Consider the following 25,115-nt stretch of genomic DNA (forward strand, 5'->3'; position numbering starts at 1 on the left):
GGTAGCTAGCAGTCAGAACGCCAGGAAGCCACGCACCGTCTCAATGAAAACGTCGGGCATTTCCAGCGGCGGGCAGTGGCCGCATTGCGCAATCTCGGTGAGCCAGGCGCCGGGTATGCCGGCCGCAAGCTGCCGGCACAGAACTGGCGGCGTGGCGGCGTCAAGTTCGCCCACCACCACCAGGGTGGCGTTGCGGATGCTATCAAGCTGGGGCACCAGATCGCAGGCAATCAGCGACTGGCAGGCAGCAATGAAGGCCTGCGGATCGATACCAAGCAACACCTGGCGGCGTTCCTCAAAGGCTTCGGGATGCTTTGCCAGATAGGCATCGTGAAACACCCGGCGCGCGGCGATATCGACAATGCCGCCAAGACCCTCGCTGCCGACCTTCTCTGCCATGACGCGAAACGCCACCTTGCCCTGCTCCGGAAAGCCCGCCGCCACGTCGCTGAGCACCATCTTGCCGAAGCGCGCGCCGTGGCGCAGCGCCATCGCAACCGCCACGGTGCCGCCAAAGCCATTGCCCATGACGGCGCAATCCTGGCCAAGGCCGAAATCGTCGAACACGGTGGCGACGCGATCAGCATAGCCCTCGATGCCCGCCGGGATCGGGGCCGACCCATGGAAACCAGGCAGGTTGACCAGGGTGACGCGGAACTTCTCGGTCAGCTTCGGTAATACCGGATCAAAGGCGGTGCGATCCGTGAGCAGCGAATGCAGGATCAACAGGTCCGGGCCAGTGCCGGTCTGCACAGCAGTGAGTTTGCCATCGCGGCTGGTAAGCTTTTGCATAACGATTACTTCCTCAATGTACGCCGAGATTGGCGGCAATCAGGTTGGGATCCGCGGCAAGGGCCTCCGGTGTGCCATCGAAAACCACGCGACCGGTGTTGAGAATCGCCACATGGTCGGCCAGTGCAAGCGCGAAGCGGGTATTCTGTTCCACCAGGATGATCGATAGACCCTCGGTCTTCAGCCGACGCAGGATGGCGCCTACCTCCTCGACGATCTGCGGTGCCAGGCCTTCGGATGGTTCGTCAAACAGCACCACGCGCGGATTGCCCATCAGCGCACGGGCAATGGCAAGCATCTGCTGCTCGCCGCCTGACATTGAACCAGCCGCCTGGCTCTTGCGTTCGCGCAAGCGTGGAAACAGGTCGAATACCCGCGCCACATCCCATGCCGCCTTGCCCTGTGTGCCAGCCCGTTCCGCGACACGCAGGTTTTCCATCACGCTGAGGCTACGGAAGATGCGCCTGCCTTGCGGCACCAGGCCGACACCGCGTCGCGCCACCGCCTCCGGCGGCAGGCCGCGCAGGCTCTCGCCGAACAGCAATACCTCGCCATCCCGAGGTGGCGTGAAACCGATGATGGAATGCATTGTTGTCGTCTTGCCGGCGCCATTGCGCCCCAGCAATGCCAGCACTTCGCCGGACTGCAGGCTCAACGACACGTCATGCAGCGCGCGGCTATCGGCATAATAGGTGTTAATGGCTTGGAGCCGCAGCGCATCAGTCGGCAAAATACACCTCCCGCACCCGCGGATGCGCGGTGATGCTGGCGCGATCGCCCTCAGCGATCACCTGGCCGTAATACATCACGGTGATGGACCGGGCCAAGGACAGCGCGATATCCATGTCATGTTCGATCAGTACCACGGTAATGTCGGCGGGAATGTCGCGCACCAGCGCCTGCACCTCGCTACGCTCCTCGCGTGACAAGCCGGCCAATGGTTCATCAAGCAGCAGCAATCGGGGTTGCTGCGCCAGTGCCAGGGCAATCTCCAGGCGACGCTTCTCGCCATAAGCGGTTTCCGACAATTTACGGTCGGCCAGGCGATGCAGGCCGACGCGCTCCAACGCCGCCTCGGCGCGGGCCGCGAACTCACTGCGCCGGCGCATGCTGGCAATCGGATTGAGCCGCAGCGGCGAAAGGCCCAACAGCGAGAGATACACATTCTCGCGCAGTGTGTTGTTGGGAAACAGCGTCAGAATCTGGTAGGTGCGGGCGAGGCCGCGATGGGCGCAGCGATACGGCGCGGCACCGGTAATATCTTCACCGAACAGCTCAACCCGGCCAGATGTCGGTTTGATATCGCCCGTGATCAGGTTGAACAATGTGGTCTTGCCGGCGCCATTCGGACCCAGCAGCAACCGGCGGTCACCGACCGGAATCGTCAGGTCGACGCCATCCACGGCCGGCAGCCCGCCGAAACGCTTGCGCAGACCGGTGATCTTGAGGGCGGGCGCGGTCATGGCGCATTCCTGGCGCCGGGCAACAGGCGTCGGCGCAGGCGATCCAGCCCCGGCACCACGCCTTCCGGCATGAAGATGACGATCACAACAAACACAATACCCAGCAGCATTACCCAGCGGGTGACATAGGCGCTGACCACCATTTTCAGCACCACAACGATGAAGGCGCCGACCAGCGGGCCGAACAACGTGCCGGCACCGCCGGCAATCACCATCAGCAGGGTTTCCGCCGAGGCCGGCAGGCCGAGTGCGTGCGGGCTGATATACTGGTGGTAATAGACGAACACCACGCCGGCGACTGCCGCCCAGAAACCGGCAAAGACAAAGGCCAGCCACTGCACCAGCCAGACGTTATGGCCAAGCATGCGCATGCGGCGCGGTTGGTCGCGGCTGCCGACCAGGCTGGTACCAAGGCCAGAGCGCGCGAACACGGCAATGCAGCCGATGGCGAGCAGGAAGACGATCGTGGTGAAAAGATAGAAGGCAACCGGATTGGTGAGCGCGATGCCGAACGGCATCGGGCGCTGCAGGCCCGGCAGGCCATTGTCGCCGCCCGTGACAGTCACCCAGCGATAGGCAACACCCCACAAAGTCTGACCAAGCGCCAGGGTGATCATCAGGAAGGCGATACCGGTGGCACGCAAAGCCATCAGGCCGAATAGCGCAGCCATCAGCGTGGTGCCGCCAAGCGCCAGCAGCACCGCCGGCAGATGGCCAAAGCCGCCTTGTGTGTTGAGCCATGCCACCAGATAGGCTGCGGTGCCGAGATAGGCGGCATGGCCGAGCGAGGTGAGACCGGCATAGCCGACCAGGATATTGAGGCTGGAGGCGAAAATCGCCGCGATCAGAATCTGGCTGGCGACATTGATGTAAAAGGCCTGACCGATCATCAACGGCACAGCCAATGCCACGGCACCAAGCAGCCAGGGCAATACTCGCATCATTGCTTGGCTCCGAACAGGCCGCTCGGACGCAGCATCAATATCAGGATCATCGGCAGGAACAGGATCATGTAGGCAAGGCCGGGCAGCAATGCCTGGCCGAACGTGTAGATGAAGCCGGTGATGAAACTGCCGACAAAGGCGCCCGCGAGGCTGCCGATGCCGCCGAGGATGACCACGACCAGGGCCAGCGGCAGCATCTCGCCATCGAGACCGGGATAAACCGACAGGATCGGGCCACCAAGCACGCCGCCCATGCCGGCAAGGCCGCAGCCGAGGCAGAAGACAATGGTGAACAGACGCGGCACCGGAATGCCGACAGCACGCGCCATCTCCATATCATCGACACCAGCGCGCACCATGGCGCCGAGCCGCGTGCGCTCAAGCAGCAGCCACAGCAGGAACGCTACCAGCAAGGACAACACGACGACGAAGATGCGGTACCCCGGAAAGACAAAATTGCCGAGCCGCACCGGCTGCGACAGGTAGGGTGGCACCGGCAATTGCATCGGATCGCCGGTCCACAGCATCAGACAGAGATCGGCGATGACGAAGGAGAGACCAAGCGTCACCAGCACCTGGGCCAGCGTGCGACTGGCCAGCCGCCGCAGGATGAAGCGCTCAACCAGGCCGCCCACCACCGCGATGGTGGCACCGCCGGCAAGAATAGCGAGCGGAAAGCCGAGGCCGGCGCGCAAGGCCGAGAGGCCTACATAGGCGCCGAGCATGAAATAGGCGCCATGCGTCAGATTGGCGATGCGCATGAGGCCGAAAATCAGCGAGAAGCCAGAAGAGAGCAGGAAAAGCAGCCCGCCCAAGGCAAGGGCATTCAGGCTCTGGATCAGCCAGAAAGCTAGCGGCATGGGCGGGCCTACTTCACAGCAACAGGTTACGATTGACGGACGATGATCACTCGAGATTCCTCGCCAGCGGCCATTCACGGGAATAGACCGGGTTGGCCAGGAAGGCCGCCGGATCATAGCTCCAGAATTGCGTGGTGCCGGTATAGGTGTGGATCACCTTGTTGGTCAGGCCGTTCGCACCCTTCTCCACCTTGCGGATATAGGTGTTGAACACCGGGTTGCCATACTGGTCGATCTTCACCGGGCCCAGCGGGGTTTCCGGCAGATCGAGGCTGCGCAGCGCCTTCATGAAGGCATCCTTGTCCTCGATCTTGCCCTGCACTTTTTCCATGGCCTTTTCCAGGAAGATGCCGGCGAGATAGGCACCCATGGTGTAGTAACCCGGATCGGCCTTGTATTCGGCACGCACGGCCGAGACGAACTTGGCATTCGCCGGGCTTTCCAGTGCGGCACTGTACCAGCCGGCGGAAATCACCCCGAGCGCTTCATCGCCCATGTTCTTCAGGATGCCCTCATCCACCGTGGTCATGTGACCCAGCACCGGGATGCGGCCCTTCATGCCATATTCATTATACTGCTTGAGGAACCGCAGGCCGTTGGCACCGGCGAAGCCGGCGAATACCGCGTCCACCTTGGTGTTGATCTGGGCAATATAGGAGCCGTAGTCGGCCACATTCAGCGGCGGCCACAGCTTCTGCACCACCTTGCCGCCATTTTCCTCGAACACGCGCTGGAAGCCGGCCGACATTTCATGGCCGAAGGCAAAATCGTCGGCGATGATGGCAATGCGCTTGTAGCCCAGGGTCTTGGCCGCATAATCAGCCAGGGCATGCACCGGCTGCGCCGAAGTGGACACCGCGCGCACGAACCAGGGATTGAGCCGGCGCTGGGTCAGATCCTCTGCCGCCGCTGACGGCGAGATGATCGGCACCTGTGCCTGCTGGATATAGTCATTGATCGCCAGCGCCTCGAAAGCGGCGAGCGGACCGATCACTACATGCACCTTGTTGCGCTCCACCAGTTCCTGGGTCTTGGAGCGGGTATTGGCGGGAACGCCGGCGGTATCGGCAACGATCAGCTCGATCTGCCGACCGGCCAAACGGCCATTGCGCTCCTTGAGGAACAGCTTGATGCCCTCTTCCATCTGGCGACCACCGGCCGCGAGCGCGCCGGAATTCACCGTGAGGAAGCCGACGCGGACCGCTTCCTGCGCCTGCACGGCGCCGGCGAAAGCAGTCGCGCCAAACAGGGTCGCTGCCGCAAGGGCCGCGAATTGGCGACGATGTAACATATTTCCTCCCAATTTCATTGTGGCATTGATATATCAATAAATTGAATGATGGGCAAGGCGCTTTCTATTATCAGATGATAAATTGTTGCTTTTTCAGGAAATACCCTCTGATTTACCGCAGCGATAGAGAGACTCGAGTTTTTGGCTTGATCGGTGATATATCACAGCTATAATGGCCATATGAATATTGAGACCACACACCTCCGCCGCGAGGAGATATATCAGCGTCTGCGCGCAGAGATGTTATCCTGCGCCCTGGCGCCGGGCGCCAATCTGCATGAAGCCGAACTGGCGGAGCGTTTCGCGATCAGCAAATCGCCGATCCGTGACGCCTTGATGCGCCTGGAAGCCGAGCGCCTGGTGCTGGTGGCGCCGCGCAAGGGCTATCGCGTGGCGCCGATTTCGGTGTCGGATGCGCGCGACCTGTTCGGCCTGCGAATGGTGCTTGAGCAGGCGGCGGCGCCGGATGTGGCGGCCAATGCTTCGGAAGCCGATCTGAAGGCGCTGGACCGCTTCCGCAGCCTGGCGGCCTGGGGCAGCGACGATTTCGTTACCTATAACCGTGAATTCCATTGCGCCGTGGTCGAGTTGTGCAGCAACCGGCGCATCGCCGAGACCGGGCGATCCGTGATCGAGCAGTTCGACCGCCTGGTGGTGATGAGCATCTCCACCCTGGCCGAACGCAATACCGAAGGCCTGATCGCCGAACATGCCGCCATCATCGATGCCTTGCAGGCACGCGATGGTCGCCTGGCGGCGCGGCTGCTGCAGAAGCATATCGAATTCGGCGTCAAACGCGTGTTGAAGGCGCTGGAACAGGCCGCTGTCATTCCCTGAATCTTTCCGTTTGCGCTGGTAGTCCCATGCAATTCGATGTCTCTTTCGTTGTGCCAATGCCACCCGAGCAGGCTTGGCCGCTGTTGCTTGATGTGCGCCGCATCGCGCCCTGCCTGCCTGGTGCTGAACTCACCGATGTGCTGGGCGACAACCGCTACAAGGGCCGCGCCAGGGTGAAGGTCGGCCCGATCGAACTGAGCTTCGCCGGCGAAGCCGAGCTGCGGGATATTGACAATCAGGCCCATACCGCATCAGTGGTGGCGCGCGGCGCTGAGGGCAAAGGCCGTGGCAATGCCGCTGCCACCGTGCGTTTCCAGCTCAGCCCCGATGCCGCCGGTACCAAGGTTGTCGCCATAACCGATCTCCAACTGGTCGGTGCCGTGGCGCAATATGGTCGCGGTGCCGGCCTGATCAAGGAAATCGCCAATCAGCTCACTCAGCAATTCGCCCGCAATCTGCAGGCGTCGATTGCGGCGGAACAATCCGCCGCCCCGGCCCCGGCGGCAGAATCCGCTCCTGCTTCTGCAACTATGCCGAACGCTGCCGCAGCACCGCCGCCGCCCCCTGCCGCAATCATGCCGCCGCCACCTGTAAAGGCCGTTTCAGGACTCAGCCTGGTCTGGGCCGCTCTGCGCGCCATGGTGGCCCGCTGGTTCGGTCGCGGCTGATAGAAGAGAGTTCAGCGCGCCATGAAGCCAGCCCCCTTCGCCTACCACGATCCGCGCAGCCTGGACGATCTCGTCGGCCTGCTCGGGCGCTTGGAAAACAGCAAGCTGCTGGCAGGCGGCCAGTCGCTGATGCCGATGCTGAACATGCGCTACGTGATCGCCGATCACGTGATCGATCTCAATCGCCTGCCGGAGCTTGCCGGTACACGTTATGCCGATGGCATGCTGAGCATTGGCGCCATGACGCGCCAGCGCAGCCTGCAGCGCGATCCCCTGGTGCAGCAGCATTGCCCGGTGCTGGCCGAAGCACTCGACTGGGTGGGGCATATTCAGACCCGCAGCCGCGGCACCATCGGCGGCAGCTTGTGCCATCTCGATCCAGCAGCCGAGCAGCCCGGTATCGTGGCGCTCTATGATGGCGAGTTGACCATTCTGGGCCCCGGTGGCGAGCGCCAGACGGCGATGCAGGAATGGGGCCTTGGCTTCATGATGCCGAACCTTGCGCCTGACGAAGTGCTGACCCGCATTGCCATGAAGCCCTGGAATGAACCGCATGGCTATGGCTTCGTGGAATTTGCCCGCCGGCATGGCGATTTCGCCATTGTTGGCGCCGGCGTGCTGCTGGCGATCGATGCGCAGGATGTGATCACGCGCGCTGCAATCGCGCTGGTCGGTGTCGATATCCAGCCGATGCGGCTGCGTGCGGTGGAAACCGCCCTGCTCGGCCAGAAGGCCAATGCCGAAAGTTTCACGGCGGCGGCGGCAGAAGCCAGCAAGATCGATGCCTTGTCCGATGCCCATATCACCAGCGGCTACCGCCAGAAGCTGGCCGGGGTGATGACCCGCCGTGCCCTGGAACAGGCCGCCAAGCGCGCCCGGGAGGCCCGCCATGTCTGACGCCATCACCCCTCGCCGCATCCGCGTCACCATCAACGGCACCAGCCATGAGCGCAATGTCGAGCCGCGCCTCAGCCTGGCTGATTTCCTGCGCCACGAATTGTTGCTGACCGGCACCCATGTCGGCTGCGAGCATGGCGTCTGCGGTGCCTGCAGCGTCATTGTTGACGGTGTGCCGGCGCGCGCCTGCCTGATGCTGGCGGTGCAGGCCGATGGCGCCGAAGTCGAGACCGTGGAAGGCCTGGCAGCGGCAGATGGCAGCCTGCACCCGCTGCAGGAAGCCTTCCGCGAGCATCATGGCCTGCAATGCGGCTTCTGCACACCGGGCATGCTGATGACCCTGAAGGCACTGCTGCAGGATCAGCCGGATGCCGATGAAGCAGCGGTACGCGAAGCGATCTCCGGCAATATCTGCCGCTGCACCGGCTATCAGGGCATTGTCGATGCCGCCCTGGATGCAGCAGCCCAGCTACGCGGAAGGGCTTGAGCCATGGGTGTGCGCTATTTCGGCAGCAAGGTTCACCGCCTGGAAGATCCGCGCCTGCTCACGGGCAAGGGTCGCTATGTCGATGACATTCATCCGCCGCATTGCCTGCAGGCAGCCTTCGTGCGCTCGATGCATGCCCATGCCTTGATCAAGGGCGTCGACACGGCAGCAGCACGGGCCCTGCCCGGCATTGCCGCGATCTACACCATGGCGGATTTCGCCGGACTGGCGCAGGGTCCTTTGCCGCAAACCCTGCCGGCGCCAATCCTGAAACAATCACACACCTATCACCCGCTGGCGCAAGGCGAGGTCTGCCATGCCGGCGAGGCCATTGCCATCGTGCTGGCTGAAACCCGCGCCCAGGCCGAGGATGCCGCCGCGCTGGTGGTGGTGGATTACGAGCCATTGCCGGCAGTGGCTGATTGCCGCGCTGCGATCGGCCCCGATGCGGTGAAGGTGCATCAGGATGCACCGGACAATGTCGTGGCGGTGATGCGCGGGGCGTTTGGCGATGCAGCGGCGGTATTTGCCGCCGCACCGCATGTTTTTGCTGAGCGCATCGAGATGCATCGTGGCGGTTGCCATTCCATGGAATGCCGTGGCGTGATCGCCAGCAGCGATGCGCTGAGCGGACAGATGACGCTCTACACCTCTTCGCAATCGCCCTACCTGGTGCGCCGCTTCCTTGCCGCCTATCTTGGCCGCGAGGAAAGCGAATTACGCGTCATTGCGCCGGATGTCGGCGGCGGCTTTGGCCCCAAGGCTGCCTTCTATGCCGAAGAGGCAGCGCTGATGCTGGCCGCGTTGAAAATCGGGCGGCCGGTGAAATGGATCGAGGACCGTCGCGAGCATTTTGTCGCTACGACACAGCAGCGCGACCAATATTGGGATGTGGAGGTGGCAGCCGACGCCGATGGCCGCCTGCTCGCTGTGCGCGGCACCTGCCTGCATGATAACGGCGCCTATGTGCCTTATGGCCTGGTGCTGCCCGCCACCACCCTTGGCTCCTTCCCTGGTCCCTATGCGTTGCAGGCGCTCGATCTGACCCTGAACGCGGTCTACACCAACATGGTGCCGAACACACCGGTGCGCGGTGCCGGCCGACCGAATGCCTGCTTCGTGCTGGAACGCCTGGCCGACCGCGTGGCGCGCGAATTGAAACTGCCGCCCGAGGAAGTACGCCGGCGCAGCTTCGTGCGCAGCGAACAGATGCCCTATGTCACCGGCATGAAGGCGCGCGATGGCTCGCCGGTGCAGTATGACAGCGGCGATTTTCATGCCACGCTCGACCTGGCGCTGGAAAAAATCGACGCGGCCGGCTTCCCCGAACGCCAGGCCAAGGCGCGCGCCGAAGGCCGCTATCTGGGCCTTGGCATTGCCAGTTGCGTCGAGGATACCGGGCTTGCCCCCTTTGAAGGCGCCACCGTGCGCGTGCTGCCCACTGGCCGCGTGCAGGTGGAAACCGGCGCCGCCAGCCAGGGCCAGGGCCATGCCACCGTGCTGGCCCAGATCTGCGCCGACATGCTGGGGGTGCCGCTGGAACATGTCAGTGTCGAGCAGGCCGATACCGGCAAATTCCCGCTCGGCATCGGCACCATAGCCAGCCGCGTTGCCGTCACTGCCGGTTCATCGGTGCATCTCGCTTCCGTGCAGGTGCGCGACAAGGCGTTGCGCGTTGCCGCCGATATGCTGGAGGCAGCCGAGGCTGATCTCGAGATCGTGGCCGGGATGGTGAAGGTGAAAGGCGTGCCGCGGCCTTCGGTGCCGCTCGGCGCGATTGCCACCAAGCTGAATGGCATGCCAGGCATCCCGACGCATAAGGGCATGGACCCGGGCCTGAGTGCCACGGCCTATTTCGACGCCAAGCAGCTCACCTTCTCCAATGGCGCCAATGTCTGCGAAGTGGAAGTGGATATTGAAACCGGTGCAGTGCGCATCCTGCGCTATGTGGTGGCGCATGATTGCGGCCGCCTGATCAATCCGCGCCTGGTGGACGGCCAGATCATCGGCGGCGTGGTGCATGGCATCGGCAACGCGCTATTCGAGCGCATGGTCTATGACGAGAGCGGCCAGCCGCTGACCACCAATTACGGCGAATACCTGCTGCCGATCGCCACCGAGATGCCACGCATCGAAATTCATCATCTCGAAACACCGGCTACCAACAACCCGCTGGGCATCAAGGGCGCTGGCGAGGGCGGTACGATTCCGGCGGCCGCTGCCGTGATCGCCGCTGTCGAGAATGCCCTGGCTCCATTCGATGCCAGGATCGCCAAGCATCCCCTGGCGCCCGAGGAAATTCTGGGCCTGGTGGAACGCGCTTAAGGCAGCAATGCGGGCTGGATGTTACCGGGCCTCCCGGTAAAACGATAATCTGCCGGCAGAGCATGCGGCATGTTTTGATAATTTACCGCCCGCGTAGACTTGGCTCTCCAGCGGCAGACGAGATGGTGGAGCGCGATACATTTGCTCCGATTTCCTTCAATCTACTGAAATCGCGGGCGGCGCTTCTCGAGGAAGGCTCTGACTCCTTCGGAGAACTGGGCGCTGCCACAAAGCTCTACGTTGAGATCGCGCTCCAGATCGAGCTGTTCGGATAAGGTCCGTCGCGACGCTTCGTCAACGGCGCCCCGCAGCAGCGGATACATGTGCCGGGGACCGGCGGCAAGCCGCAACCCCAGCTTGATCGCGGCATCCAGCAGTTTTTCCTCCGGCTCGACCCGCCAGACCAGGCCCCATTCCAGCGCCTCGCGCGCCGATATGGCCTCTCCGGTCATCATCGCTGCCAATGCGCGGCCACGCCCGGCAAGACGGGAGAAGAACCAGCTCGCACCCAGATCGGGCACGATTGCCAGATTCGGCACGAAGGTGAGCTGGAAACTGGCGGTCTCGGCAGCCAGCACCACGTCGCCGGCCAATGCCAAACCGACGCCACCGCCCGCGGCGACACCGTTGATGGCCGTCACCACCGGCTTCGGCATCCGGGCGATTGCCCTCTGAATCGGATTGACCGCCGTGTCGAACAGATTCCGAATGACATGCTCGGGCAGCCCGACCGCTTCTTCCGAGCCCATCAGGCCCAGCAGGCGCTCAAGGCTGGCGCCGGAACAGAAAGCTTTCCCCCTGCCGGTCAATACTACCGCGCCAACCGCAGGATCGCTGGCCAACGCCTCCAGATGCAGCGCCAGATCGCGCAGGCCCTCAGGCCCCAGCGGGTTCAGCCGCTCGGGCCGCTCGAAGGTCACGATAGCGACGCCGTCCGGCCGGGTCTGGCTGGAGAATTCCTGCAAAGCTGCCTCCTCCCAGGTCGGCGCGAGACCGCCATGGCCTCGCGCCAATGCCGGCTGCATCAGAACTTAAGGCTCTGCTCGACCAACTCCCACTTGCCGCCCTTGATGGCATAGAGCAGCAGCCTGTCGCCACCGAAATGCTTCTGCGGACCGAAGCTGATGGTCGGGCCGCCGAACGGATCCTGATAGCCTTTGATCTGCTCGATGCCCTTGACGAAGCTGTCGACTGTCAGGTTGCGGCCGGCATTCTCCAGCGCCTTGATCGTGAGATCCGCGGCGAGCCAGCCATAGAGCGCATAGACGGAGGGTTCCTCACCCTTGCGCTTCATGTATTCGTCGTAGAAGGCCTTGCGCTCCTTGGGCCCGGTGGTCCAGTCAACGGCGCCCATCGGCGTCACCACCTGGAGGCCTTCCATGGCACCGCCACCGGCCTGCGGCACGATGGGCAGGAAGGGCAACATGTTAGAGGCAATGGTGCCCTGGAAGCCGAGGCTCCTGAGCGTCATATACAGCGCGATGGTATCCTTGATCGTGGTGCCGAGATAGACGAAGTCGCAGCCGGCATTCTTGATCGCGGTCGCGGCACCCGCAAACTCGGTATCGGTCGGCTTATGCGTGCCAACAAGCTTCACCGGAATGCCGAGCTCCTTGGTGACTTCTTCCATGCCACGGCGATTCTCCTCGCCGTATTCCGTTGAATGCGTCTGCATGCAGAGCGAGGCGAACTTTTCCTTCTGGTGGAAGTAGCGGATCGCGCCGCTGGCCTGGTTGGCATAGGTGACGAAATAGCTGAAATGCAGAGGATGCAGCGGCTCGGCCATTGAGGCAGCCGCCGTGAGCGGGAAGATGTAGGGTATCTTGGCGCGGTCGGTGATCGGTATCGTCGCCAGGCCCTGCTGCGTGCCGACCGCATGGAACAGCGCGAAGACCTTGTCGTTCTGCACCAGCTTGTTGGTGGCGCGCACGGCAAGCGGCACCTGGTATTGCGTGTCTTCGACTACAAGCTCGATCTTGCGGCCATGCACGCCGCCCGCCGCATTGGCGGCTTCAAAGCGGATCTGCGACGCGAGGGTGGCGGGCGCACCGCCAATGGCCAGCGGACCCGATAGATCGGTATGGCTGCCAAACTTCACCGATGTGGCGGTGACGCCTTGCGTCTGGGCCAATAGTGGGCTGGCGGCAAGCGAGAGCAGGGCGGCCAGGCTAAGTAGCGACGGTTTCATTGCGGTTTCTCCCTAGTTTTTTGTTGTAGCTATGGCCTTCACGCGGCCGAACTGCGGTACATTTCCTTGATCAACTCCGAATACTTGCGTTCGACAAAGCTGCGCTTCAGCTTCATCGTCGGCGTCAGTTCGTCATCCTCTGCCGTCAGCATCACATCGATCAGTCGGAAGGCCTTGATCTGCTCGACGCTGGAGAATTGCTCGTTGGCCTCCTTAACCACCTTGCCGATCAGCCCGACGATCTCCGGCCGGGCACAGAGCGAGCGGAAATTGGAAAACGGAATGGCATTCTTCTGCGCATAGGCTTCGACATTCTCGCGGTCGATCATAATCAGGCAGGCGAGATACTTGCGCCGGTCGCCGACCACCACGGCATCGGATATGTAGGAGGAGAATTTCAGCCGGTTCTCGAGCAGCGACGGGGTGACATTCTTGCCACCCGCCGTGATGATGATGTCCTTGAGTCGGTCGGTGATCTTGAGTTCGCCACCAGGAAGCAGGGCGCCGACATCGCCGGTATGGACCCAGCCATCGACCAGTGTGGCAGTCGTCGCTTCAGGCATGTTCAGATAGCCCGAGAAATTACCCGGCGAGCGCACCAGAATCTCATCCTGCGCACCGAGTTTCAACTCGACGCCAGGCATCGGCAACCCGACATGGCCTGGCGGCGATCCCGGGCTGCAGAAGGTGGCGATGCCCGTTTCGGTCTGCCCGTAGACCTCGCTCACCGGCAGCCCAAGGGCAACATACCATTCCAACAGATCGACACTGATCGGCGCCGCGCCTGAAAGCCTGATGCGGGTGCGATCGAGGCCGAGTTCCTGCTTGATGTTGCGGAAGACCAGGAAGTCGGCGATCCGGAAGGCGGCATCGAGTAGGCGCGACGGCTGTTTGTTCTGCATCAGCAGCCTTGCCCGCCGCCGCCCGATACGCATCGCGATATTGTAGCCGGTATGCCCGATCCAGGTCGCCTCATCCATCAGCGTAGCGATCCTGGAATAGAACTTCTCCCAGATACGCGGCACCGCGAACAGGATGGTGGGCGAGAGCTCACGGATATTCAGGAACACGCTTTCCGAACTCTCAGCGAAATTGAGCATTGTGCCGACGCGCAACTGGATGCAGAGCGACACGACCCGTTCCGCCAGATGGCAGAGCGGCAGATAGGTAAGAAGCTCATCGCCCTGCCACGCCGCGAAAGGATCGGGCACTGCCGTCATCTGGAACAGCAGCGCCCGATGCGAAATGCGTGCGCCCTTCGGCTTGCCGGTGGTGCCCGAGGTATAGACAAGAACGGCAGGCTGCTCGCCATGGCCGGCTGCGATGCGTGCATCCAGCAGGTCTGGCGCTTTGGCCAGAGCTGCCGTTCCCAATTCTTCGAGCTGGGAGATCGGCCAGACCCGTTCGTCGCTGAAATTGCGCAGGCCTTTCCAGTCGACGACGAAAACACGCTCAACGCCGGGCAACCGGTCGGCAATGCTGAGATACTTGTCGAGCTGTTCTTCGTCCTCGACAAACAGCCAGCGAGTAGTGCTGTCTTCAAGGATATGATGCAGCTGTTCGGCTTGGTAGGTGGGGTAGACGCCGTTCACTGTGCCGTTGGCCAGGTGCACGGCCATGTCGGTGAAAACCCACTCCTTGTTATCCTCGGACAAGATCGCGACGACATCGCCGGGCCGCATACCAAGCGCGACAAGACCGGCGGCATAGGCACTCGCATGGCGATGGAAATCGCGCCAGGTATAGCTCTCCCAGACACCGAAATTCTTTTCGCGCAGCGCGGTCCTGTCGCCCCATTGCTCAACGCGTTTCAGAAACAGCCGGGCAAGCGTATCGCAGTCATCGATCAATATTGGACCGGCTTCGCGCCCGATATGCCGCATCTCATTCATCTCCAGGTCTTCCGCTTTTTCCAGCGCCGCTCGCCGCGAATGCCATCATCAGACTTGCCTAGGTAGAACTCCTTGATATCGTCGCTCTCGCGCAGTTCGCTCGCCGGTGCGTCCATCATGATGCGCCCCACCTCCATGACGTAGCCATGATCGGCAAGGTCGAGGGCGGCAACGGCATTCTGCTCGACAAGGAGTATCGTCACGCCGCGCTCGCGATTGATCCGTCGGACGATGCCGAATATCTGCTGGGTGAGCAGCGGCGAGAGGCCAAGCGAGGGTTCATCGAGAATCATCAGCGACGCGTCGCCCATCAGGCCGCGCCCGATAGCAAGCATCTGCTGCTGCCCGCCCGACAGGAACCCGGCCATGTCGTTGCGCTTGGTTTCGAGATCCGGGAAATAGCGGTAGACCGTTTCGAGGTCACGGGCCACGGCATCCTTGTCGGCCCGACCCCAGGCGCCAACGGTCAGATTCTCCGCCACGGTCATAAACGGAAAGACCTCGCGACCCTCGGGGATATGGGCGATACCATGCGCGGCCACGACGTCGGGATTGAGGTTCTGGATTTCCTTGTCGCGAAAGACGACCTGGCCTTTGCGGCAATCGATGGCGCCGGAAATGGTCTTCAGCAAGGTCGTCTTGCCGGCACCATTGGCGCCAAGAACGCAGACGATACGCCCCTCCGGCACATCGATGGACACGCCGCCAATCGCCATGATAGGCCCGTAATAGGTCTCGACATTGCGGGTGCTCAGGAGCGCACTCATGCTGCCGTCCCCAGATAGGCTCGCTGCACCTCGCGGTTGGCCTGCACTTCGGCAACACTGCCTTGCGCCAGGACGCGGCCGGAAACCAGGGCGATGCAGCGCGTGGCGATCCGGGAAACCAGGCTCATATTATGCTCGACCATCAGGATGGTGATACCGAGTTCCTCGCGGATATCCTTCAGCCAAAAGGCCATGTCCGCCACCTCTTCCGGGTTGAGGCCGGAAGCCGGCTCATCGAGCAGCAACAGCTTAGGCTCGGCGCAGACCGCCCGCGCCAGTTCCACATTCTTGCGCGCCCCATATGGCAGGTCGCGCACGATCTCGTTGCGCAGGTGCTGGAGATCAAGCAGATCGAGCACCTCCTCCACCTTGCGCCGGGCGAAGAGTTCGTTGGCGCGAGTCTGGCCGGCAAAGAGAAATTCACGCACCCAGTTCGATGGCGTGCGGGCATGGCGCCCGACCAGCAGGTTCTGCAGCACGGTGGCGTTTTCGAACAGCTCGATATTCTGGAATGTGCGCGCTATGCCAAGTGCCGCGATTTCATGCGGCTGGCACCGTAGCAGGTCATGGTCGCCATAGCGCACGCTACCGGCCGATGGCTGGTAATAGCGGCTCACAACGTTGAAGACCGTGGACTTTCCCGCGCCATTCGGCCCGATCAAGGCAAGCGTTTCGCCTGGCATCACGGATAACGAAACGCCGTCCAGCGCCTTGTTGCCGCCGAAGCTGAGGGCGATGTCGTTGATAGCGAGCACGCTCATCGGAAACGCTCCGATTTCAGGTATCGCTTCTGGCGTATGAACGTCGCCCGGCGATAGTAGGGATAGGTCTCGATGAACAGGCGGAGCTTGAGCCAGCGGCCATAGATGCCCTGCGGCTCGAAGATGATGAAAAGGGCAATAACCGCACCAAAGACCAGATATTCGAGCCCGGCCTGATCCGCCACAGCGGATGGCAGGATGGCGCGCAGAACATCGATGGCATTGGGCAGGAAGCTGACGAAGATGGCCCCGAGAATGGCACCCGAGATGGTGCCGAGGCCGCCGACCACGACCATCAGCATCAGCCGCAGGCTTTCAAGCAGATTGAAGGTTTCCGGCGAGAGGTAGAAAAGCAGATGCGCCAGCAGCGCGCCCGCCACGCCGGTGATCGCGGCGGAGACGAAGAAAGCGCGAACCTTGACGCTGCCGACATTGATGCCGAGCGACTTGGCGGAGGTTTCGCTATCGCGGACCGCGATCATCGACCGGCCTGCCGGGGCGCGCATCAGATTGGCAACACCCCAGATGACGAAAAGCAGGACGGCAAGGTAGAGATAATATATCTGCCAATTCTGGCTGAGTTCATAACCGAAGAAAGCGATGGGCGGCACTTTCAGGCCCATATGTCCGCCGGTGATCGGCTCGGCCGCGCCAATCACGCTCTCGGTTACAATGGCGAAGGCCAGCGTAGCGACCGCCAGATAAAAGCCGTGCATCTTGGATACCGCGCGCCCCAGCGCCGCTCCCACCAGGCCGGCGATCAATCCAGCGAGTGACAGCGACACAACGAAGGGAATGCCGCGCGTCATCAACGCCGCCTGGGTATAGGCACCGATGCCAAGGAATGCCGCATGGCCGAAGGAGACCTGGCCGGTGAAGCCAAGCAGCACCATCAGGCCGATGCCCGCCAGCGCGTAGCAGATGAACATGGCGAGTTCGGACAGGAAGTAGGAAGAGACGAAAAGCGGGGCGGCCAGCGCGATGGCGATCACCAGGCCGACGCGGATCCGCTCGCCCGGATCGACGAGGTGATCAATGTCCTGGTTATAGGTGGTCTTGAACAGAACCCGCATGGCCTCACACCTTCTTCTGGTAGGTTTGCGGGATCAGTCCTTCCGGGCGCACGAACAGCACGACGAGAAGGATGATGTAGGCGTAGACGCCTTTCAGCGGCGGATAGAAATAATCGAGGAAGGGTTCGCTGATTCCGAGGATGAGACAGCCGATCAGCGCGCCAGGAATGGAACCGAAGCCGCCGACCACGGCACCCGCAATGGCCTTGATGCCGAATATAGACATTTCGGTATCGATCTGGGTGATCGGTGCCACCAGGATTCCGGCGAAGGCCGCCACCACGGCGGCAATGGCCCAGATCACCGAAACCAGCCGGCGGACCGGCACGCGGCTATAATAGGCCGCAAGCTGATTCTGCGATGCAGCCTGCATGGCAAGACCGATACGGGTCTTGCTGAAGAATGCCCAGAGCAGCAGGCAGATAACGAATGTGCCGGCCATGATCGCCAGCCGGTCCGTGCCAAGCACGATGCCGGCAACCGATATCTGGCCCTGGAAGGATGATTTCATGACATGCGGAGAGAAGCCCCAGATCATCCCGGCCGCCGCCTTCAGCATCAGCCCGATCGCCACCGTGAGGATAAAGACGGATGCCTGATTTTCACCAATCATCCGCCGCATCACCAGCATATCGAGCAGGTAGCCGGTGATGGCCATTGTCAGCAGGCCAAGGGCCGCGCCAAACCAGAAACCAAGGCCCAAGAATTCGGCGAAGGTGAGCACCACGAAGGCGCCCACCATCATGATCTCGCCATGGGCAAAGTTCACGACTTCGGTGGCCCGGTAGATGAACACGAAGCCAATCGCCACGAGTGCATAGCCGCAGCCCTGTGCCAAGCCGATCAGCAGGAGCTGGAGGACGTCAGACGTTGCCATGAATGCTATCCCGTGACGACAAAGGCTTCATATCGAGATGCCACCGCCGACGATGATGGTCTGGCCGGAGATGTAATTGCTTTCCGGGGTGCAGAAGAGGTAGACGCCGCTGGCGGCTTCATCCGGCGTGCCGGCGCGGCCCATGGGAATCATCGCCTTAAGTCCCTGCGCCACCTTTTCCGGGATGCCGACCTGGACCCGATTGCCCTCGAACCGCATCTCGACCTTCTCGTCGCTGGCAATGGTGAGGCGGGTTTCGATATAGCCGAAGGCGACGCAATTGACGTTGACCTTCAGGCGGCCCCATTCCTTGGCCAGTGTCTTGGTCATGCCGAGGATACCGGACTTGGCGGAGCTGTAATTCACCTGACCCGGGTTGCCGGCAGTACCGGCCACCGAAGAGATGTTGACGACCTTGCGGATCACTTCCCGCCCCTCCGCGGCCTCGGCCCGCACCGCTTCGGAAATCGGACGATAGGCGGCGCGCAGAATGCGGAAGGGTGCTTTCAGGTGGACATCGACCATGGCGTCGAACTGCTCGTCCGTCATGCGGCCGATCATGCTGTCCCAGGTATAGCCGGCATTGTTCACGATGATGTCGACGCCGCCAAAACGGTCGAGGCCGGCATTGATGAAGCGTTCGGCGAAATCCGCCTCATTGACGCTGCCGGCAACCGCGATGGCCCTGCCACCCTTGCCGATGATTTCGTCGACAACAGCGTTGGCGGGATCGGCGTCGAGATCGTTGACCACGACCGCCGCGCCTTCCGATGCCAGTTTATGCGCCAGCGCGCGCCCGATGCCGCGCCCCGAACCCGTCACATAGGCGGTCTTTCCGTCCAGCTTTCCCATAATCAATCCCTGTCCAATGAACGCGCGACCAACTCGCGCATGATCTCGTTCGTGCCGCCATAGATGCGCTGCACCCTGGCGTCCCGGTAGAGTTCGGCAATACGGTATTCATTCATGTAGCCGTAGCCGCCATGCAGTTGCAGGCAGTTGTCGACGATGCGGCATTGCATTTCGCTGCCCCACCACTTGCCCATGACGGCCCGCTCCGGCTTGAGCGTGCCGGCCTCGAGTTCCTCGACCAGCCTGTCGACGAAGGCGGCGAATATCTCGATCTCGCTCTTGGCCTCGGCCAGCTTGAAGCGCGTATTCTGATAATCCATCAGCCGCTGGCCAAAGGCCTTGCGGTTCTTCACATAGTCGAGCGTGACATCAAGTGCGCAGCGCGAGGCGGCAAGCGCACCAACCGCGATCATCAGCCGCTCCCAGGAAAGCTGCCCCATCAACTGGTAGAAGCCCTGGCCTTCGGCTTCGCCGATAAGGTTCATGCGCGGAATACGCACATCCTGGAAGGCCAGTTCCATCGTGTCCTGGCGGTCCATGCCGATCTTGTCGAGCTGCCGGCCACGCTGGAAACCTTCGGCACCGCCGGTCTCCAGCGCCATGAGTGAAATACCCTTGGCGCCGGCGGCTGGGTCGGTTTTGGCGACAACAATGATGAAATCGGCATTGGCCGCATTGGAGATAAAGGTTTTCTGGCCGTTCAGCACATACTGGTTGCCATCCGCGATCGCAGTGGTGCGGACCGATTGCAGATCGCTGCCGGTGCCAGGCTCGGTCATCGCGATGGCCCCGACCCATTCCCCGGAAGCCAGCTTTGGCAACCAGGCGCGTTTCTGCTCCTCGGTGGCGAAGGCAATCAGGTAATGCTGCACGATATTGTGGACGCCCAGGCCCCAGCCGGTATCGCCGATCCGGCCCTGCTCCATGTAGGTCACCAGGTCGAAGCTGCGCGCCAGGCCCGAGCCGCCATACGCCACCGGCGTTGAGGCGCCCAGGATGCCGAGCGCCCCCGCCTTCTCCCAGAAGGCATGTGGCACGCGGTGCTCGCGCGTCCACTGGGCACGGTGCGGCTCGTAATCCTGCGCCAGAAATTTCCGAACCGTCGCGCCAAAGGCACGGTGGTCATCGGTGAGCCATGCGGCTTCCGACATATCGCCTCCCTCTACGCCCCGTTTCATGCCGAGGCTGGTTTCTTGCCCGCCGCCTATGTCAGGCGGGTTCTATTCCCGGCCTCAACCCGCGCGGACGACAGCCTCGCCGCCGAGTGTCTGTATGTTGCCGTCGATAAAGGCCGCCAGCGCGATACGCAGCTTCGCCACGCCGTCAACCTCGAAACTCTCGACGACCTTGCCGGTGAAGCGCCCGGTGGCACCCACCGGAGTGATCGCCATGAAGCGGGTCTCCAGGCTTTCCAGCCGTTCTAGCCCGGCCCAGTCCGTCACCACCCGCGCATAGGGCGCCATCGACAGCATGCCTTGAGCAAACACATCATCGAGACCGGCCGCACGGGCGAAATCGGTGTCGATATGGACGGCATTGTGATCGCCCGATGCGCCGCCATACAGCGCAAGCAGCTTGCGCGTATACGGGCCGAAGGTGATTTCGGGCAGGGTATCGCCCACTTTCGCCTTGCTCAGATCCGTGGCCATGAGCGCCTCCTCAGCCTAAGCGATGCACGAAGGTGCGACGGATCGCGACAACCTCACCCCGCACGGGATGAGTGAGCGAGGAACGCACATGGCAGAATTCCAGCGCCCCACCCTTCTTGTCCTCGAAGCCCAGCACCTCATGGGTGATGGTGATTTCGTCGCCGGCGAGCAGATGCCCGGCATACTCGTAGCGTTCAGTGCCATGCAGCAGGTAGCGCAGATCACAGCGCACCAGATCGAAGATCGGCGTGAAGCCCAGGCGCCGCGCCGCGTTCGTGGTTTCGAGGTCGATGACCATCGGGAAGGTTGGCGGCGCCACAATTGTTGGGAAGCCGGCCTTGCGGGCCGCCGCCTCATCGAAATGGATCGGATTGGTCTCCCCCACCACATCGCAGAAGAAGGCAATCCGCCCCTTCTCGACCGGATAGGAAACTGGCTTGGTTTTCGCACCGATGCTGGTGCGGTTGAAGATGCCGCGCGGATTGGCGGCAGGCGCTGCGGTCTCGGTCATGATTGGCCCCTCAGCGCGCCTGATACAGCGTGACCACGCAGGCACCGCCGAGGCCGAGATTGTGCTGCAAAGCAGTACGCGCCCCCTCGACCTGGGTCGGACCCGCCGTACCGCGCAACTGGTGCGTCAGTTCGTAGCACTGGGCGAGGCCGGTGGCGCCGAGCGGATGCCCCTTGGAGAGCAGGCCGCCGGACGGATTGGTCACGACCTGGCCGCCATAGGTATTGTCGCCATCGTCGATGAACTTTGCCGCGCCCCCCTCGGGGCAAAGGCCAAGCCCTTCATAGGTGATCAATTCATTCTGGGCGAAGCAGTCGTGCAGCTCGAGCACGTCCACATCCTTAGGCCCGATGCCGGAGCGTTCGTAGACTGCCTTGGCTGTCGCCGCCGTCATGTCGTAGCCGACGACACGCATCATATCGTCATCTTCGAAGGTGGAGGGACGGTCCGTGCGCATCTCCTGCGCCACGATGCGGACACGGTCGTTCAGCCCATGTTTCCTGACGAAGTCCTCCGAGCAGATGATGGCCGCTGCTGCGCCGCAGGTCGGCGGGCAAGCCATCAGCTTGTGCATGGCGCCGGGCCATACCACCGGGCTCTGCATCACGTCCTCGACCGACACCTCCTGCCGGAACAGCGCCAAGGGGTTGCGCGCGGCATGGCGGCTGGCCTTGGCCCTCACCTTGGCGAATTCCTCAAGCCCAATGCCATATTTCTTCATATAGGCGAGACCGGCGCCGCCGAAATAGCGCAGCGCCAGCGGTACTTCGCCATGGCCGACGATACGGTCCGTCGCTTCGTCGAAGCGCTGGAACGGGCTGGTCCGGTCGTTGAAGTGGGTTCCCAGCGCACCCGGCCGCATTTCCTCGAAACCAAGCGCCAGCGCACAATCGGTCGCGCCACTTTCCACGGCCTGGCGTGCAAGCCAAAGCGCGGTGGAGCCGGATGAGCAGTTGTTGTTGACGTTGACCACCGGCACACCGGTCATCCCGACGTCATAGACCGAACGCTGCCCGCTGGTGCTGTCGCCGTAGACATAGCCGGCATACACCTGCTGCACCGCCTCATAGCCCAGGCCGGCATCCGCCAATGCGTTGCGGACCGCTTGGGCAGCCATTTCATGGTAGCTCAGGGAAGCGCCAGGCTTGGCGAACTTGATCATTCCCACGCCGGCGACGATCGGCTGCGACATATGTTTTCCCTCCCGGCGGTACGTTTTTCTGGAAATCGACCGCGCTTTCGCCAACCACCTTGCCAGGGTTGCGCCATAACACAAATTCAAATTATTCTAGTGATATTCCATACAGGAATGGCAGACAGGGAACCCACCCATGAACCTCAATCATCTCCGGCACGTGGTCATGGTCTACAGAATGGGCTCCTTTACCGCCGCCGCGTCGGAGCTAAATGTCAGCCAGTCCAGCGTCACGAAATCGGTCGCCTGGGTGGAGCAGGCCCTCGGCTATGCGCTTTTCGATCGGCGCGCGCGCGGCGTTTCGGTCACCGAGGCTGGGCGTAATTTCATTGACCGCGCCGCCCGCATCGTCTCCGACATGGACCGCCTGGCCGCCGATACCGCCGCCGGCCGTGGCGAGCGTAGCGCGATCTTACGCGTCGGCGTCGCGCCACCGTCGCTCGAAGGCCTGCTCAATCGCGCCATCCGCATGCTGCTGCGCGAACCCAATCAGTTCCGCCTGCATATGCAGGCCAGCTCGACGCCAAAGGCGATGGCCCTGTTGAGCCAGGGAGATATCGATCTCCTGGTTGGCCCCACCGATGAACTCAACCGGGAACAGAGTTTCATTCTGGAGGACCTGCCTGATTTTGTCGGCCGCATATTCTGCCGGCGCGATCACCCCTTGCTGGTCGAGAAAAAAGTCAGTGAACAGCAGATCCGGCGCTATCCGATCATCTCACCGGACCTTTCGGCGCCGCTGGTGGAGCATCTGGTGCGCACGGTGTATGGCGTCGATAGTGGCTATGTCCACCTGCATATCATCGATAACTTCCCCATGGTGGCGAGCATCATCGAGAATACCGATGCGCTGGGCGTAGCCTCTTCCGGCTTTGCCAGAACGCGGACCTTTCTGGACAAATTCCGTATTGTGCCGAATACGGTCGATCATCCGCTGAAGCTATCGGTGGCGCGCCGGGCGCGATGGCTGCCCTCGCCGCCCATGGCGCTGTTTCTAAAGGCCGTGCGGCGCTTTCCACCAAACTGATCGCTATTGTCGAGAGCCCCGGAACCTGCAGCCGTTGAGCTCTGGTTTATGTGGAAAGCTGTTCAGAGAGCGTATTCTTGCCCTTGGCCAGTCTCTGCGGTTCGGAGGGTCCGACCAAACCGCTTTGAAACAACGCGAAGGTTGGCGTTGGCCAGGTCTTGGCGTTGGTGTCGGAAACCACGTTAGTTGACAATTTTTTGGCCGATTCCTGCGAGTCGCACCGAGTAGAATGACAATTTATTACCGTGTTTTCTGACAACTTCCGGAGAAGCGACCAACTTTCCTGACAATTTCCGCTTCTACCGATTGTCGACCTGTCATTTCACTGCAAGCCTGCCCGTAGGCTCGGCCACCTGCTCACTTTTTTTTGTCGCCACTTCCAGCGCAGCATGAACCTGGTATTTGGAGTTCTGCGCAACTGCGATGTGAATGCCCGCGCACACCAAATCTACGAATCCATTTGCCGTAACAGTTGCGCTTGTCTAGCATTGCACAGTGTTGGGTTGAGGTAATTAGTTTGGAGGGATCTCAATGCGCTTGCTCGCACTCCTGGCAGTACTTACTTTTGCTCTACCAGCCTTCGCAACCGACAGGCTCATCATCTCGATACCAACCCGTCCACAGACACCAGATCCGGATGTTCGAGGAACACTTGAAGCCAAAGAAGACGCCTTCGACGTTGCTGCGTACTGGTTAGCGTACTTCGGTCGCCATTCGGTCGAGAGGAGAGCTGCGAACGAAGCCCGGGAGAGCGCCGCTAAGTACCTTAAGGATCATCCAACTGAACATGGCGTATTCTACACGGTTCGCACATTCAAGGATCCATCGCACCACTCATCACCACTAGAGAGTCGATCCGCCATTGTTGATTGGATTGCGGGAGGAACAACGCCAACCGACGCATTTGCGAAGGCATACTCCCAACCACAGATCAAACAAAATATTCAGGGTGAGGAGCAACTCGAAGTCTATGGCTTCTGGTTCCAACGAGGTGACGAACCAGGTTCGATTATTGAGTATCCAATGAATGCTAGACAGATTGTGGCGGCCCGTGACGCTTCATTCAACTTAATTGGTGCTCGCAAGCAACAGGAACTTGAAGCCAGGAAGAAATGGGCTGACGATGCTATAGCTTCTGCAAAGCAGGCTGAGGAAAAAGCTCGTAGTGACGCAGAACGGGCAGAAGCCGTTCGTCAACGACAGATTTCTGAAGCTCAAAAGGAGCGAGCCGAGGAAGAGCAAAAACTGAGAGCCGCTGTTGAAGCCGAACGCAAAAGAAAGGAAGAGGAAGCTAGAAAATCTTACGAAAGCTGGTTTAAGCCTCGCACAAAGGAGGAAGCCAGAGAAGACACAAAGCGGCTTTTGGAGTTCGAGAAATTCAATAAGACCGCTCTATGCCGACCTGACCCAGAGAGTGGCGGCAGCGGACTATGTGACCAGTGCAGTGGGCCTACCGCCCCACCAATCTGTATGGTTATGTTTGCCGAGAATCCAATGCTCAACTCAATGCGCTTGGCTCGAGATCGCTTTAAAGCTAATCCGAATTCTCCGGCCGTTAACGGATATAAAGACGTTCTAAAAGGCCTTCCGAAATCAGCTAGCGGGATCACTTTGTCACGAGGGCAGGAATCGACCAGTATTGGAATGCGCTGGTCTCCGTCCAATTAACTCAACGTTCGGAAGCTAAGTGGGCCAGCAATGGTAGCCAGGATTACCAGGCACCGCGACGGCGCTACCGCAGATAGTCCTTTATTCTAGA

At 61.6% G+C, this 25,115-nt stretch carries 25 protein-coding genes; 7 read left to right on the forward strand and 18 right to left on the reverse strand.

Annotation, left to right across the window (positions count from 1 at the left end; all coding sequences use genetic code 11):
• Positions 1 to 12: 12 nt before the first annotated feature.
• The 6 genes from V6B08_RS17450 to V6B08_RS17475 are packed head-to-tail and all read right to left on the reverse strand — an operon-like array spanning position 13 to position 5,350.
• Positions 13 to 792, reverse strand: coding sequence for an alpha/beta fold hydrolase (locus V6B08_RS17450; RefSeq protein ID WP_341983229.1), 780 nt, complete (start codon positions 790 to 792; stop codon positions 13 to 15).
• 13 nt (positions 793 to 805) lie between these two features.
• On the reverse strand, positions 806 to 1,522 hold the full coding sequence (locus tag V6B08_RS17455) for an ABC transporter ATP-binding protein (protein WP_341983232.1): 717 nt from the start codon (positions 1,520 to 1,522) through the stop codon (positions 806 to 808).
• Positions 1,512 to 2,255: an ABC transporter ATP-binding protein gene (locus V6B08_RS17460; RefSeq protein ID WP_341983234.1), complete on the reverse strand. Its 744-nt coding sequence runs from the start codon at positions 2,253 to 2,255 to the stop codon at positions 1,512 to 1,514. The genes V6B08_RS17455 and V6B08_RS17460 overlap by 11 nt, the downstream gene beginning before the upstream one ends.
• On the reverse strand, positions 2,252 to 3,199 hold the full coding sequence (locus V6B08_RS17465) for a branched-chain amino acid ABC transporter permease (protein ID WP_341983236.1): 948 nt from the start codon (positions 3,197 to 3,199) through the stop codon (positions 2,252 to 2,254). The genes V6B08_RS17460 and V6B08_RS17465 overlap by 4 nt, the downstream gene beginning before the upstream one ends.
• The gene (locus V6B08_RS17470) at positions 3,196 to 4,059 is read right to left on the reverse strand and encodes a branched-chain amino acid ABC transporter permease (RefSeq protein ID WP_341983238.1); all 864 of its coding nucleotides are present in this window, start codon (positions 4,057 to 4,059) and stop codon (positions 3,196 to 3,198) included. The genes V6B08_RS17465 and V6B08_RS17470 overlap by 4 nt, the downstream gene beginning before the upstream one ends.
• A 46-nt stretch (positions 4,060 to 4,105) precedes the next feature.
• A complete protein-coding gene (locus V6B08_RS17475) occupies positions 4,106 to 5,350 on the reverse strand; it encodes an ABC transporter substrate-binding protein (protein WP_341983240.1) in 1,245 nt (414 codons plus the stop codon).
• 180 nt (positions 5,351 to 5,530) lie between these two features.
• Here V6B08_RS17475 and V6B08_RS17480 point away from each other — a divergent pair, with 180 nt between their 5' ends.
• The 5 genes from V6B08_RS17480 to V6B08_RS17500 are packed head-to-tail and all read left to right on the forward strand — an operon-like array spanning position 5,531 to position 10,564.
• Complete coding sequence (locus V6B08_RS17480; protein ID WP_341983242.1) at positions 5,531 to 6,187, forward strand: GntR family transcriptional regulator; 657 nt, start codon at positions 5,531 to 5,533, stop codon at positions 6,185 to 6,187.
• A 26-nt stretch (positions 6,188 to 6,213) separates the two neighbouring features.
• Complete coding sequence (locus V6B08_RS17485) at positions 6,214 to 6,855, forward strand: SRPBCC family protein (protein WP_341983244.1); 642 nt, start codon at positions 6,214 to 6,216, stop codon at positions 6,853 to 6,855.
• A gap of 21 nt (positions 6,856 to 6,876) precedes the next feature.
• A complete protein-coding gene (locus tag V6B08_RS17490; protein WP_341983246.1) occupies positions 6,877 to 7,752 on the forward strand; it encodes an FAD binding domain-containing protein in 876 nt (291 codons plus the stop codon).
• Positions 7,745 to 8,239: a (2Fe-2S)-binding protein gene (locus V6B08_RS17495; protein ID WP_341983248.1), complete on the forward strand. Its 495-nt coding sequence runs from the start codon at positions 7,745 to 7,747 to the stop codon at positions 8,237 to 8,239. Before V6B08_RS17490 ends, V6B08_RS17495 begins: the two co-directional genes overlap by 8 nt.
• 3 nt (positions 8,240 to 8,242) lie before the next feature.
• Complete coding sequence (locus tag V6B08_RS17500) at positions 8,243 to 10,564, forward strand: molybdopterin cofactor-binding domain-containing protein (protein WP_341983251.1); 2,322 nt, start codon at positions 8,243 to 8,245, stop codon at positions 10,562 to 10,564.
• Between the two features lie 161 nt (positions 10,565 to 10,725).
• Here V6B08_RS17500 and V6B08_RS17505 read toward each other — a convergent pair whose 3' ends face one another.
• The 12 genes from V6B08_RS17505 to V6B08_RS17560 form a co-directional block, all read right to left on the reverse strand.
• Positions 10,726 to 11,589 (reverse strand): enoyl-CoA hydratase/isomerase family protein, encoded by an 864-nt coding sequence (locus V6B08_RS17505; RefSeq protein WP_341983253.1) that lies wholly within the window; start codon positions 11,587 to 11,589, stop codon positions 10,726 to 10,728.
• Positions 11,589 to 12,752, reverse strand: a complete 1,164-nt coding sequence (locus V6B08_RS17510; RefSeq protein WP_341983255.1) for an ABC transporter substrate-binding protein — start codon at positions 12,750 to 12,752, stop codon at positions 11,589 to 11,591. The genes V6B08_RS17505 and V6B08_RS17510 overlap by 1 nt, the downstream gene beginning before the upstream one ends.
• A 38-nt stretch (positions 12,753 to 12,790) precedes the next feature.
• Positions 12,791 to 14,644, reverse strand: coding sequence for an AMP-dependent synthetase/ligase (locus V6B08_RS17515; protein WP_341983257.1), 1,854 nt, complete (start codon positions 14,642 to 14,644; stop codon positions 12,791 to 12,793).
• The gene (locus V6B08_RS17520) at positions 14,641 to 15,411 is read right to left on the reverse strand and encodes an ABC transporter ATP-binding protein (RefSeq protein WP_341983258.1); all 771 of its coding nucleotides are present in this window, start codon (positions 15,409 to 15,411) and stop codon (positions 14,641 to 14,643) included. Before V6B08_RS17520 ends, V6B08_RS17515 begins: the two co-directional genes overlap by 4 nt.
• The gene (locus tag V6B08_RS17525; protein WP_341983260.1) at positions 15,408 to 16,172 is read right to left on the reverse strand and encodes an ABC transporter ATP-binding protein; all 765 of its coding nucleotides are present in this window, start codon (positions 16,170 to 16,172) and stop codon (positions 15,408 to 15,410) included. The genes V6B08_RS17520 and V6B08_RS17525 overlap by 4 nt, the downstream gene beginning before the upstream one ends.
• A complete protein-coding gene (locus V6B08_RS17530) occupies positions 16,169 to 17,245 on the reverse strand; it encodes a branched-chain amino acid ABC transporter permease (RefSeq protein WP_341983262.1) in 1,077 nt (358 codons plus the stop codon). Before V6B08_RS17530 ends, V6B08_RS17525 begins: the two co-directional genes overlap by 4 nt.
• Before the next feature lie 4 nt (positions 17,246 to 17,249).
• Positions 17,250 to 18,122, reverse strand: a complete 873-nt coding sequence (locus tag V6B08_RS17535; protein ID WP_341983264.1) for a branched-chain amino acid ABC transporter permease — start codon at positions 18,120 to 18,122, stop codon at positions 17,250 to 17,252.
• A gap of 27 nt (positions 18,123 to 18,149) precedes the next feature.
• Positions 18,150 to 18,974: an SDR family NAD(P)-dependent oxidoreductase gene (locus tag V6B08_RS17540; RefSeq protein WP_341983266.1), complete on the reverse strand. Its 825-nt coding sequence runs from the start codon at positions 18,972 to 18,974 to the stop codon at positions 18,150 to 18,152.
• A 2-nt stretch (positions 18,975 to 18,976) separates the two neighbouring features.
• On the reverse strand, positions 18,977 to 20,125 hold the full coding sequence (locus V6B08_RS17545; protein ID WP_341983268.1) for an acyl-CoA dehydrogenase family protein: 1,149 nt from the start codon (positions 20,123 to 20,125) through the stop codon (positions 18,977 to 18,979).
• An 81-nt stretch (positions 20,126 to 20,206) separates the two neighbouring features.
• A complete protein-coding gene (locus V6B08_RS17550; protein ID WP_341983270.1) occupies positions 20,207 to 20,623 on the reverse strand; it encodes a MaoC/PaaZ C-terminal domain-containing protein in 417 nt (138 codons plus the stop codon).
• A 10-nt stretch (positions 20,624 to 20,633) separates the two neighbouring features.
• Positions 20,634 to 21,134, reverse strand: coding sequence for a MaoC family dehydratase N-terminal domain-containing protein (locus tag V6B08_RS17555; RefSeq protein WP_341983273.1), 501 nt, complete (start codon positions 21,132 to 21,134; stop codon positions 20,634 to 20,636).
• Between the two features lie 10 nt (positions 21,135 to 21,144).
• Entirely contained in the window at positions 21,145 to 22,326 is a 1,182-nt protein-coding gene (locus tag V6B08_RS17560; RefSeq protein WP_341983274.1) for a lipid-transfer protein, read from the reverse strand.
• A gap of 139 nt (positions 22,327 to 22,465) precedes the next feature.
• On the opposite strand from V6B08_RS17560, the gene V6B08_RS17565 reads away from it, so the two are divergent.
• A complete protein-coding gene (locus tag V6B08_RS17565; RefSeq protein WP_341983276.1) occupies positions 22,466 to 23,356 on the forward strand; it encodes a LysR family transcriptional regulator in 891 nt (296 codons plus the stop codon).
• Positions 23,357 to 23,887: 531 nt separating this feature from the next.
• On the forward strand, positions 23,888 to 25,024 hold the full coding sequence (locus V6B08_RS17570) for a hypothetical protein (protein WP_341983278.1): 1,137 nt from the start codon (positions 23,888 to 23,890) through the stop codon (positions 25,022 to 25,024).
• The last annotated feature ends 91 nt before the right edge of the window (positions 25,025 to 25,115 follow it).

Source organism: Ferrovibrio sp. MS7, from assembly GCF_038404985.1.
GTDB classification, from domain to species: Bacteria; Pseudomonadota; Alphaproteobacteria; order Ferrovibrionales; family Ferrovibrionaceae; genus Ferrovibrio; species Ferrovibrio plantarum.

What these genes read in the sequence shown, in the direction of transcription:
- V6B08_RS17450 (WP_341983229.1), bottom strand. Translation starts at nt 792, where the DNA reads ATGCAAAAGCTTACCAGCCGCGATGGCAAACTCACTGCTGTGCAGACC.
- V6B08_RS17460 (WP_341983234.1), bottom strand. Translation starts at nt 2,255, where the DNA reads ATGACCGCGCCCGCCCTCAAGATCACCGGTCTGCGCAAGCGTTTCGGC.
- V6B08_RS17465 (WP_341983236.1), bottom strand. Translation starts at nt 3,199, where the DNA reads ATGATGCGAGTATTGCCCTGGCTGCTTGGTGCCGTGGCATTGGCTGTG.
- V6B08_RS17470 (WP_341983238.1), bottom strand. Translation starts at nt 4,059, where the DNA reads ATGCCGCTAGCTTTCTGGCTGATCCAGAGCCTGAATGCCCTTGCCTTG.
- V6B08_RS17475 (WP_341983240.1), bottom strand. Translation starts at nt 5,350, where the DNA reads ATGTTACATCGTCGCCAATTCGCGGCCCTTGCGGCAGCGACCCTGTTT.
- V6B08_RS17480 (WP_341983242.1), top strand. Translation starts at nt 5,531, where the DNA reads ATGAATATTGAGACCACACACCTCCGCCGCGAGGAGATATATCAGCGT.
- V6B08_RS17485 (WP_341983244.1), top strand. Translation starts at nt 6,214, where the DNA reads ATGCAATTCGATGTCTCTTTCGTTGTGCCAATGCCACCCGAGCAGGCT.
- V6B08_RS17490 (WP_341983246.1), top strand. Translation starts at nt 6,877, where the DNA reads ATGAAGCCAGCCCCCTTCGCCTACCACGATCCGCGCAGCCTGGACGAT.
- V6B08_RS17495 (WP_341983248.1), top strand. Translation starts at nt 7,745, where the DNA reads ATGTCTGACGCCATCACCCCTCGCCGCATCCGCGTCACCATCAACGGC.
- V6B08_RS17500 (WP_341983251.1), top strand. Translation starts at nt 8,243, where the DNA reads ATGGGTGTGCGCTATTTCGGCAGCAAGGTTCACCGCCTGGAAGATCCG.
- V6B08_RS17505 (WP_341983253.1), bottom strand. Translation starts at nt 11,589, where the DNA reads ATGCAGCCGGCATTGGCGCGAGGCCATGGCGGTCTCGCGCCGACCTGG.
- V6B08_RS17510 (WP_341983255.1), bottom strand. Translation starts at nt 12,752, where the DNA reads ATGAAACCGTCGCTACTTAGCCTGGCCGCCCTGCTCTCGCTTGCCGCC.
- V6B08_RS17515 (WP_341983257.1), bottom strand. Translation starts at nt 14,644, where the DNA reads ATGAATGAGATGCGGCATATCGGGCGCGAAGCCGGTCCAATATTGATC.
- V6B08_RS17520 (WP_341983258.1), bottom strand. Translation starts at nt 15,411, where the DNA reads ATGAGTGCGCTCCTGAGCACCCGCAATGTCGAGACCTATTACGGGCCT.
- V6B08_RS17525 (WP_341983260.1), bottom strand. Translation starts at nt 16,172, where the DNA reads ATGAGCGTGCTCGCTATCAACGACATCGCCCTCAGCTTCGGCGGCAAC.
- V6B08_RS17530 (WP_341983262.1), bottom strand. Translation starts at nt 17,245, where the DNA reads ATGCGGGTTCTGTTCAAGACCACCTATAACCAGGACATTGATCACCTC.
- V6B08_RS17535 (WP_341983264.1), bottom strand. Translation starts at nt 18,122, where the DNA reads ATGGCAACGTCTGACGTCCTCCAGCTCCTGCTGATCGGCTTGGCACAG.
- V6B08_RS17540 (WP_341983266.1), bottom strand. Translation starts at nt 18,974, where the DNA reads ATGGGAAAGCTGGACGGAAAGACCGCCTATGTGACGGGTTCGGGGCGC.
- V6B08_RS17545 (WP_341983268.1), bottom strand. Translation starts at nt 20,125, where the DNA reads ATGTCGGAAGCCGCATGGCTCACCGATGACCACCGTGCCTTTGGCGCG.
- V6B08_RS17550 (WP_341983270.1), bottom strand. Translation starts at nt 20,623, where the DNA reads ATGGCCACGGATCTGAGCAAGGCGAAAGTGGGCGATACCCTGCCCGAA.
- V6B08_RS17555 (WP_341983273.1), bottom strand. Translation starts at nt 21,134, where the DNA reads ATGACCGAGACCGCAGCGCCTGCCGCCAATCCGCGCGGCATCTTCAAC.
- V6B08_RS17560 (WP_341983274.1), bottom strand. Translation starts at nt 22,326, where the DNA reads ATGTCGCAGCCGATCGTCGCCGGCGTGGGAATGATCAAGTTCGCCAAG.
- V6B08_RS17565 (WP_341983276.1), top strand. Translation starts at nt 22,466, where the DNA reads ATGAACCTCAATCATCTCCGGCACGTGGTCATGGTCTACAGAATGGGC.
- V6B08_RS17570 (WP_341983278.1), top strand. Translation starts at nt 23,888, where the DNA reads ATGCGCTTGCTCGCACTCCTGGCAGTACTTACTTTTGCTCTACCAGCC.